The organism is Streptomyces griseoloalbus (assembly GCA_014650015.1).
Lineage (GTDB): Bacteria > Actinomycetota > Actinomycetes > Streptomycetales > Streptomycetaceae > Streptomyces > Streptomyces griseoloalbus.
Window position 1 is genome coordinate 1 of sequence record BMUD01000052.1, and the last position, 9,014, is coordinate 9,014.

Sequence of the window (9,014 nt, forward strand, 5' to 3'; positions counted from 1 at the left end):
GCCCTTCCTGCCATGCCTCCGCACCGGCCAACTCACCCGATCCAGCGCCCCGTTCGAATCGGACCGACCACGCGAACGGTTAGAGAACAGCCAGTTACGGAGCCGCCTTGAACCAGTAGAGAAAGTTTGAATCATGCTCGGGCTGCTGTCGTGTCCGGTCCCGGTAGATGCTTGACAGTTCGGTTCCAGCTGACGGTTGGCGGGGCTTAGCAAGCCTGGCTGCTGCTGGCGCGTGGTGTAGAACCCTGGGCATGGGGAGTGAACGGCGGGAACGGACCAAGGTGCTCGGGGCGCGTCTTCGTGGGCTTCGTGCAGAGGCCGGCCTTACGGGTGCCGTGTTGGCACAGCGCGCTGGAGTGGGACAGCCGACCGTATCCAAGGTCGAGACTGGGCGCATGGTTCCGAGTGCCGATGTACTCGACAGGCTCTCGCGTGCCCTCGGCCTCGACGAGGCGACTGCGGGTGAGGTTCGGGAGCTCCTGGCCGCGGTGGAGGCTGCCGCCGACTCTGACCAATCGACGGGCGGTGCTACTCCTGCCGGCATGACGGTTGATGAGGAGGTTCGGTCCGCTCGACTGGTGCGCTCGTTCCAATGTGTCGTTCTTCCGGCCATGCTCCAGAGCGCGGAGTACGCCCGTCATGTCTTCGAGAGCGCGCCGACCGCAACGGCTGGGGAAGTTGGCAGGGCCGTCGCGGCTCGTGTTGAGCGGCAGAGCGTGTTGTACGAGCCGGGGCGGGAGTCGGTGTTCGTGCTGACTGAAGCTGTGTTGCGGACCTGGCCCGGTACCCCGGCTCTCATGCTTGCCCAGCTCGACCGCTTGTTGGCTGTCGAGAGTCTGAGCACGGTACGGCTCGGAGTCATCCCCTGGCGGCGGCCGGTGCCGGTCCTGCCTCGCCACGGGTTCACGTTGTGCGATCGGCGGGCCGTCGTGGTGGAGACCTTCAGCAGTGAGCGCGTGTCCGGCGACGTTGCTGAAGTTGCCTCGTACGAAGAGACGTTCGGCCGCTTCGAGCAGGCCGCAGTTTTCGGTGATGAGGTGCGGGAGCTGCTATTGCTGGTGATGAAGGAGTTCCGCGACTTGGGAGACGCCGTCACCCCTTAGAGGAATAATTCCTCTCAATGCCTGGTCTGCTGGTGGTGCTTGGGAATACTCTGCCGCTGGGCTGTCTAGCCCCCTAGACGTAGGTGAGGAGAGTCCCATGCGTTCCAAGTGGTGCCGTGCCTTCCCCGGGCTGCCTGAGGAAGTGGCGCATGCCCGTCACTTCATCGCCGCCCTGCTGCACGAACAAGGGCCCGTCGACGATGCCGTCCTGGTCGTGAGTGAGCTTGCGACCAACGCCGTGCGGCACACGCTGAGCGGTTCGGTCGGCGGCTGGTTCCTCGTCGTGCTCGGCCTCGGCGACGACCTCGTCCGCATCGAGGTGGTCGACCAAGGTGGCGACTGCGTACCGCACTTGTGCGACGCGACTGGTCAGGAAGAGGGCGGCCGTGGGTTGCAGATGATCGCCGCCTGCGCGAAGGACTGGGGCGTGAAGACCTGGCCGGAGGGTCGCTCAGTGTGGGCTGATCTCGCGCGGGAGGGCGTGTGACCGTCCTCTGGCCGGCCGCGCCCCGTGGTCGCGTCGGGGGTAGTGGCAGGTGAGTCCCCGAGGTGTTCCCCGGCGGCGGGCCATGTTCTACGTGATCGGTGTTCGGTCGGGACGGCGTCTCCCGCCCATACCGTCTAGGGCCCTAGACTCCTGGTTACTGCTAGGAGGTGAGGTCATGTCGGACGAGCTGCAACGGATCATGGCGATTGACGATCCGTACCTGCTCCTGCGCGAGGTCACGACTCGGTTGGCCGATGCGCAGCAAGAGGTGACCGAGCTGGCCCGGCTCCGTCGGCGAGTGGTTCAGGACCTCCACGCGCAAGGGCTGTCGTATGCGCAGATCGCCGCGAAGGCGGGTCTGAGCCGCGGGCGCATTCACCAGATCCGGCACACCGGTCCGGCACCGGAAGGCGCCTTTCTCGGACGGGGCGCTGTCACGGTCGCCACTCCGCTGCGGCGCGATGATGAGCGCGGGCGGACGGTTGTCGCCGTCGACGACGTCAGTTCCGGCAAGCGTCTGGAAGACCTGGCGCGGTCGTACGGGCTCGACGTCACGTCGGAGCACGTACCGGTGAGCGGTGACATCGACCTCAACCGTGACGGCCTGGTCGTCGTCTGCGGGCCGCGCATGTCTCAGGAGATGTGGGAGACGTACGCGCAGGATCCCGTACTGCGCTGGGAGCGCGCGGAGGACGGGCCCTGGACGGTGGTGGACCGCAGTACCGGCACCGTGCACCGGTCGGGACAGGACAGCCACCCGGCCCGCCCGTATGACGTCGGATACCTCGGCCGACTGTCCCGCCCGGACGGCTCCGGCTCGCTGCTCGCCATCGCCGGTATCCACACGCAAGGCTCCCTCGGTGTCGTGCAGCTGCTCGCCAACGACCTCAACACGTTGTGGGGGCAGGTGGGGGACCGCCGCTTCTCCACGCTGGTGGGCGTTGAGTACGACCCCGAGACCAGTGAACCGCAGTCCGTCGAACTGCTCTGCCCCCTGTACCGGCACGACGAGGACACGTCGGCGTGAGGATCACCCTCGCCTCGCTACCCGCTGAACCGGACCGGGAGAACGAGGACTTCGCCGCTGCCGCTCCCGGCGCGGCGGTCCTCCTCGACGGTGCCGGTGTTGGAGGTGCTGAGACCGGGTGCACGCATGGTGTCGCCTGGTTCTCCTCGGCCCTGGGTGGCCTGCTGCTGCGCAGTATCACCGTGCAGCCGGCCCGGTCGCTCGCTGACTGCCTGGCCGACTCCATCGGCCTCGTCCGGGCCCTGCACGAGGACACTTGCGATCTGACCTACCGGGCCAGTCCGACCAGCACGGTCGTTGCCGTACGGGCCGTTGGGGGAGTCCTCGAGTACCTCGGCCTTGGTGACTCCTCGCTGCTCCTCGCCGACAGGAGCGGGGGTGTGGACGTGGTTACCGACCGGCGCCTGGACGAGGTCGGCAAGCGGCTGCGTGGGCCCGTCGATGCGCTACCTACTGGTTCGCCTGAACACTTGGCCGCTCTCGCCGAGTACCGGGACGCCCTGACGGGACTTCGCAACCGGCCGGGCGGCTTCTGGATCGCCGGCCCCGATCCGCAGGCGGCCGAACACGCCCTGACAGGGACGGTGTCGCTGGAATCACTGGCATCCGTGACGCTGATGAGCGACGGTGCAACGCGCCTCGTCGACCGCTTTGGCCTCGACGACTGGCGACAGACCTTGACCGTACTCGACTCCTCCGGGCCGGATGAGCTGATCCGACGCGTACGCGAAGCGGAGGCGAGCGACCTCGACGGCCGACGCTGGCCGCGCGGCAAGGTGCGGGACGACGCCACCGTCCTTCACTGGGCGCTGCCGTAAGGCGTCGGCGGACGCTGAGACACGTACGTATACCCCCCTAGACAGTCGACGGGGTGTCGGTTTACGGTGGTCGTCAACCCCCCTAGACAGTTGGGGTCGACCTTCCTTGCGGTGTCTAGGGGGGTACTCAGTTCTCGCGGTGCCGGGCGACCGGTGCCCACCGTCCAGTGAGGTTCTGAAATGCGTGTCATCCCCGTGAACACTTCGGACGCGACGCTCCTCGTCACCAAGCTGCCCGAGGTCAAGGTGAGGGACCGGCAGACCGGAGAAGTCGCCGTGGACCCGGTGACCAACCAGCGGCTCATGACGCTGGAGCTGGTGTTCATCGCGGCCGGCGGCTCGGACATGATCAGGGTCACCGTCCCGGAACAGGGCATCGGCGACGGCCTGGTGATGGGCGCACCGGTCTTCCTGTCGGGCCTGGTGGCCCGGCCCTGGGAAAGTGAGTTCGGCGGGCGCGCCCGGCACGGCATCGCCTACCGGGCCGACGCCGTCATGGTCAACGCCGCTGCACCGGCTCAGGGCTGACGGCCATGGCTGACATCGTCCGAGTGCTGTTAGCGGTCCTGCTGGTCCTGGCCGCGCTGCTCGTGCTCCGCCGCCGACTGCCGGTCCTGTTCTGGTGGCTCATCGGGTACCCGGCCGTCGCGCTGCGGGTACTCACCTCGTATAGGGCCACGATGGATGCGTGCGGCCTGACGGTTCCCGCCTCGGCCATCCGTCGGGCCACGGCGCGAGTGGTGGGGTGGCAGGCGGCTCCTGTACCGCCTCGTCACTCGCTTCCGTGGCCGACCGGATCCGGTCTCGTCATGCGGCTGCGTCTGGCGGCCGGGCAGGCCCCCGAGGACTTCACCGCCTCGTCCGACCGGCTACGGCACGCCTGGGGCGCTCACGCTGTGCACGTCCGTTCCACCAAGCCGGGACGCCTCGAACTGCGCCTGGTCGGCTGGGACGTACTCGCCGAGGTCCGTCCCGCCCGGCGTCGGCAGACGAATGGCCCGCTCCGCCTGCCTCTCGCTCTGCGGGAGGACGGGGCATGGCACGTACGGGACTTCCGCACCGTGCCGCACGAACTCATCCTCGGCGCGACGCAGTCCGGCAAGTCCGTCTACCTGCGCAACCTGCTGTGCGGCCTGGCCCGGCAACCGGTCGTGCTCGTCGGCATCGACTGCAAGTGGGGTGTCGAACTCGCGCCGTTCGCTCCCCGGTTGTCCGCGCTCGCCGACCACCCGGACCGGGCGAACGATCTCCTCGACGCCCTGGTGGAGGAGATGGAGGCGCGGTTCCGCCTCATCGGGCTCTCGGGCGCGGCTGGCCCGGACGCCGTGCTCACCTCGGACGTGTGGGGGCTGCCGGGCGACGTACGGCCGGTGCCGGTCGTGGTCGTCGTCGACGAAGTGGCAGAACTCTTCCTCGCCGCGGGGAAGGAGGACGAGAAGCGGCGGGACGCCATGGTTACCAAGCTCATCCGCCTCGCCCAGCTCGGCCGCGCAGCCGGCATATACCTGGAGGTGTGCGGCCAGCGCTTCGGCTCCGAACTCGGCAGGGGCGCAACGATGCTCCGTGCTCAGCTGACCGGCCGGGTCTGCCACCGCGTCAACGACGAGTCGTCGGCGAACATGGCGCTGGCCGACGTCTCCCCCGAAGCGGCGCTGGCCGCGACCTCGATCCCGGCCGACCGGCCCGGCGTCGCCGTCGTCGGTGACTCCTCCGGCGGTTGGTCCCGCGTCCGCTCACCGCACCTCACCCTCGACGAAGCGGCGGCCGTCTGCCGTGACACCGCCGCCTTGGCGCCGGAACTGCCCCGGCTCGATGCCTTCCGGCCCGTCGTCGCCACAGAGGCGGCCAAGTCGTCCTCGTCCTCGGCTGCCGACCTCGCTGCTCGCCCGGTGACCGAGTAACGCGCTCCCTTCTCCCACGGTCGGCGTGACCGCCTCACGCCATGCCCCTACCCCTCCCATGCCCGAAATCCGGAAGGAGACCGAGCCGATGCGTGCTCACCTGGCTCGCGTGGACGCTGTGATCGTTCAGGCCGTAATCGCCGGTGCTCTGTCCTTCTCCCACCTGCACGACCTTGCTGCGGCGGCCGGTCAGGACGGCTGGAAGGCATGGGCCTACCCCGTGAGCGTCGACCTGCTCCTGGTCGCCGCCTGGCGCCGGATGCGTCAGTCACAGCGAGCAGGACAGGCGGCCGGTGGCCCGCGGCTGTGGTTCCTGATTGCCCTGGCCGCGTCCCTCGGCGCCAACGTCGCCACGGCCGGACTCCTCGACCTGGACGACGTACCGGCCTGGCTCCGCGTCACGGTCGCGGGTTGGCCCGCCGTCGCCTTCTTCGGCGGAACCCTCCTGGCCCACGCACCACACATACAGGAACAGCCAAGGGAGCCGGCCGCGTCAACCACAGCCGCGGAACCGGAGTCACGCCCCGCCTCACCCGTCGCCGTTGAGCTCCCGGCACCGCTCACCGTTCTAGAGCCTGCCGCCGAACCGGTTGCCGCTTCGCCCCCGGCGCCTGCTCCGGCCGTTGCCCTTCCGCCCGCCCTCGTCGACCGCGTCCGGGCATTGGCCGACGAACACCGCTCGACCACCGGTCACCCCGCCGATCCCGACGCCGTACGCGCCCGGCTCGGTTTGCCCCCTTCCATGACCGCATCCGTCGCCGCTCACCTCTGAGAGAGGAGCACCACCATGAACCCGCGCTTCCGCAACGTCCGCCGCATCGGCCCGGTCAACGTCGCCTCGTACATCGACCGCGGCCGTAACCGCCACCTGGCCGCCTGCACCGCGCCCCGCTGCGACTTCTCCGCCGAGTACGACAGCCGCGCCGCCGCCGAACTCGCCGCCCGTACCCACCGCTGCTCGGCCTGACAGGAGACCACCGCCATGGACGTTCCGCTCTGGCTCGCCCTGCTCGTCGTCGGGACCCTCGGCGTCAAGCTCATCCGCCCGCCCTGGTGGCTCATCGCCGTCCTGCTCCTCGGCGGCTACCTCATCGCCGACAGCCTGCTGGCCCCCGTCATCGACACAGCCGTCAAGTAACCACGAAGGGAGACCCGCCCATGTTCCAGCCGAAGATTCCGCCCATGCCCCAGCCGACCGGCCTGGTTACTCCGCCCGCCGTAGTCGAGCCGACCGCCATCACTCCGGCTGTCGCGGCTCCGCAGCCGGCCTCTGTGCCCCTGGCGCCGTCACGCCCGGCCGTCCAGTTGACCCCTGGCACCGCGCTCGCCCTCGTTGGCGGTGGTACCGCCGTGGTCCTGGTCGTCGGAACCGTCCTTGTCTCCATGCTCCTCGCCGTCGCCATTACGGCCGCGTCCGTGGCCGTGTGCGCCGTCGTCCTCCGTTCCCTCCTCCTCCACCGCCGCTGACCTCGCCGCCTTCCGCCCGCCCGGCTTGCCTGCACTGTCTAGCCCCCTCGACAAGTCGGGCGAGGGCTCGTCATCCCGCCCCCTCGACTTCTCTGCCAGGAGGAAACCGCACATGCACTCCACGGCTCCGGCCGGAGCCATCCGTCATCTGGCGTCCCTCGCCCGGCACGGCGACCTCAGCGCCTACGCCCGACAGATCCAGCGCCTTGGCGGATGCGAGCGGCCCGTGCGGATGGAGGGCCACCGGCTCGACGTTCACGCCGCCACGGGCGAGATCGTCCGCGAGATCACCGACCGGGACCTTCCGGCCGGACAGCTCCTCATCCGCTGCAACAACCGCCGGGCCACCCGGTGCGCCACCTGCGCCGAGGTGTACCGCAAAGACACCTTCCACCTCGTCACCGCCGGTCTCAGCGGCGGCAAGGGCATCAGCCCCGGCGTCGCCCAACACCCCCGCGTCTTCGCCACCTTCACTGCCCCGTCCTTCGGCCCCGTCCACAACCGCCCCGGCGGCGGCCGGTGCCGCTGCGGACGCCTCCACGCGGACGACGACCCCGCCCTCGGCACGCCCCTGGACCCGGACCGCTACGACTACCGCACGGCCGTCCTGTGGAACGCACACGCCGGGGCACTGTGGGGCCGCTTCACCACCTACCTGCGCCAACAGCTCGCCTCCCGCGCGGGCATCAGCCGCTCGGCGCTGCGCCACTGCCTCAAGGTCTCCTACGCCAAGGTCGCCGAGTACCAGCGGCGCGGCGCCGTCCACTTCCACGCCGTCATCCGCCTCGACGGCCCGGACGGTGCCGAGGACGCCCCGCCGCCCTGGGCCACGACCGAACTGCTCACCGACGCGATCCGCTCGGCGGCCCGCCTCGCCGAGGCGCCAGGCCCCGTCCTCGGCGGCCACGCGTACGCCTTCCGCTTCGGCGAACAGCTCGACATCCGCCCCATCCGCTCGGCCGACTTCGCGGGCACCTCGGAACTATCCAGCCGCGCCGTGGCCGCCTACATCGCCAAGTACGCCACCAAGGGCGCCGAGACTGCGGGCACCCTCGATCGGCCCATCCGCAACCCGATCACCGACCTGATCGGCTCCGGCGTCACCGACCACGCCCGACGCATGATCCTCACCTGCTGGCACCTCGGCGCACTGCCCGAACTCGAAGACCTACGCCTGCGCAAGTGGGCCCACATGCTCGGCTTCCGCGGCCACTTCTCCACCAAGTCCCGCGCCTACTCCGTCACCCTCGGCGCCCTCCGCCAGGAACGCGCCGACCACAACGAAGCCCTGGCCCGCGCACGCGCGGCCGAAGCCGGCCACCCGCTGCCCGACCCGGACACCGTGCTCGTCCTCTCTCACTGGCGCTTCGCCGGAACCGGTCTGACAGCCGCAGAGACCTGGCTTGCCACCTCTCGCCAACCCTCTCCCGGAACGGAAGGAGAACCGACCCATGCGTGATGACGAGCTGCTGACGGTGCCCGACGTGATGGAGCGGCTGAAGGTCGGTCGCTCCACGGTCTACGACCTGATCCGGTCCCGGCGCCTGCCCTCGATCACCATCGGCCGGTGCCGCCGCATTCCGGCGCGGGCCGTCCGCGAGTACATCATCAACGAAATGGAGGCGGCGGCCTGATGGCCCAGCAACGCAGGCGCAACCCGAACGGGGCCGGCACCATCACCAAGCGCAAGGACGGCCGTTTCCAGTGCGCGGTGTACGTCCTCCAGCCGGACGGCACCCGTGCCCGCAAGTTCGCCTACGGCAAGACCTGGGCCGAGTGCGACGCCAAGCGCCGGGAACTGCTCGACAAAGTCGACCAGGGCGTGCCCGTGCCGACCCGGTCGGCCAGGCTCGCCGAGTGGCTGCCGTACTGGCTGGACAACGTCATCAAGCCTCGGCGCAAGCTCAGCACGTACGACAAGTACGAAGCGCACGTCCGGCTCTACCTGGTGCCGCTCCTCGGTGCCAAGCGGCTCGAATCCCTCGGCGTCGCCGACGTTCGCCGCTTCCTCGTCCGCCTGGAGGAGAAGACCACCGCGGCGACAGCCAAGGAGGCACACCGCGTGCTGCGTTCGGCGCTGTCCTCCGCGTGCCGCGAGGAACTGATCACGCGGAACTGAGGTTCCCCCGCTGCGTGGGAGTGGCTGACTAGCAGGTCAGGGCGGTTTGACGTGGTTTCAGGTTCACTGGTTCGGTCGCTGCCTGGCTGGCG

Annotated in this window: 12 protein-coding genes and 1 pseudogene; all 13 read left to right on the forward strand. The window is 69.6% G+C overall.

All coding sequences use genetic code 11. From position 1 onward, the window contains the following. Positions 1-251 precede the first annotated feature (251 nt). Positions 252-1,103, forward strand: a complete 852-nt coding sequence (locus IE178_RS34715) for a helix-turn-helix domain-containing protein (protein WP_193515023.1) — start codon at positions 252-254, stop codon at positions 1,101-1,103. A 97-nt stretch (positions 1,104-1,200) separates the two neighbouring features. After that, positions 1,201-1,590, forward strand: a complete 390-nt coding sequence (locus IE178_RS34720) for an ATP-binding protein (protein WP_193515024.1) — start codon at positions 1,201-1,203, stop codon at positions 1,588-1,590. A 175-nt stretch (positions 1,591-1,765) separates the two neighbouring features. Beyond that, positions 1,766-2,617 (forward strand): sigma factor-like helix-turn-helix DNA-binding protein, encoded by an 852-nt coding sequence (locus IE178_RS34725; protein ID WP_193515025.1) that lies wholly within the window; start codon positions 1,766-1,768, stop codon positions 2,615-2,617. Further along, complete coding sequence (locus tag IE178_RS34730; protein WP_193515026.1) at positions 2,614-3,435, forward strand: protein phosphatase 2C domain-containing protein; 822 nt, start codon at positions 2,614-2,616, stop codon at positions 3,433-3,435. Before IE178_RS34725 ends, IE178_RS34730 begins: the two co-directional genes overlap by 4 nt. Before the next feature lie 180 nt (positions 3,436-3,615). Next, entirely contained in the window at positions 3,616-3,963 is a 348-nt protein-coding gene (locus IE178_RS34735) for an SCO3933 family regulatory protein (RefSeq protein WP_193515027.1), read from the forward strand. 5 nt (positions 3,964-3,968) lie between these two features. Continuing rightward, positions 3,969-5,336, forward strand: coding sequence for an FtsK/SpoIIIE domain-containing protein (locus IE178_RS34740; protein WP_193515028.1), 1,368 nt, complete (start codon positions 3,969-3,971; stop codon positions 5,334-5,336). An 88-nt stretch (positions 5,337-5,424) separates the two neighbouring features. Next, positions 5,425-6,108, forward strand: a complete 684-nt coding sequence (locus tag IE178_RS34745) for a DUF2637 domain-containing protein (protein WP_193515029.1) — start codon at positions 5,425-5,427, stop codon at positions 6,106-6,108. Positions 6,109-6,123: 15 nt separating this feature from the next. Continuing rightward, the gene (locus IE178_RS34750; RefSeq protein WP_037930767.1) at positions 6,124-6,303 is read left to right on the forward strand and encodes a mobile element transfer protein; all 180 of its coding nucleotides are present in this window, start codon (positions 6,124-6,126) and stop codon (positions 6,301-6,303) included. A 15-nt stretch (positions 6,304-6,318) separates the two neighbouring features. Further along, the gene (locus IE178_RS34755; RefSeq protein WP_193515030.1) at positions 6,319-6,474 is read left to right on the forward strand and encodes a hypothetical protein; all 156 of its coding nucleotides are present in this window, start codon (positions 6,319-6,321) and stop codon (positions 6,472-6,474) included. 20 nt (positions 6,475-6,494) lie between these two features. After that, complete coding sequence (locus IE178_RS36520) at positions 6,495-6,803, forward strand: SpdD-like protein (protein ID WP_318280419.1); 309 nt, start codon at positions 6,495-6,497, stop codon at positions 6,801-6,803. A gap of 112 nt (positions 6,804-6,915) precedes the next feature. After that, the gene (locus IE178_RS34765; protein WP_193515032.1) at positions 6,916-8,262 is read left to right on the forward strand and encodes a replication initiator; all 1,347 of its coding nucleotides are present in this window, start codon (positions 6,916-6,918) and stop codon (positions 8,260-8,262) included. Next, a complete protein-coding gene (locus IE178_RS34770) occupies positions 8,255-8,437 on the forward strand; it encodes a helix-turn-helix domain-containing protein (protein ID WP_193515033.1) in 183 nt (60 codons plus the stop codon). The genes IE178_RS34765 and IE178_RS34770 overlap by 8 nt, the downstream gene beginning before the upstream one ends. Then, a pseudogene (locus tag IE178_RS34775) lies at positions 8,437-8,919 on the forward strand (tyrosine-type recombinase/integrase); the annotation flags it as partial. The gene IE178_RS34770 and the pseudogene IE178_RS34775, both read left to right, overlap by 1 nt. Positions 8,920-9,014 lie beyond the last annotated feature (95 nt).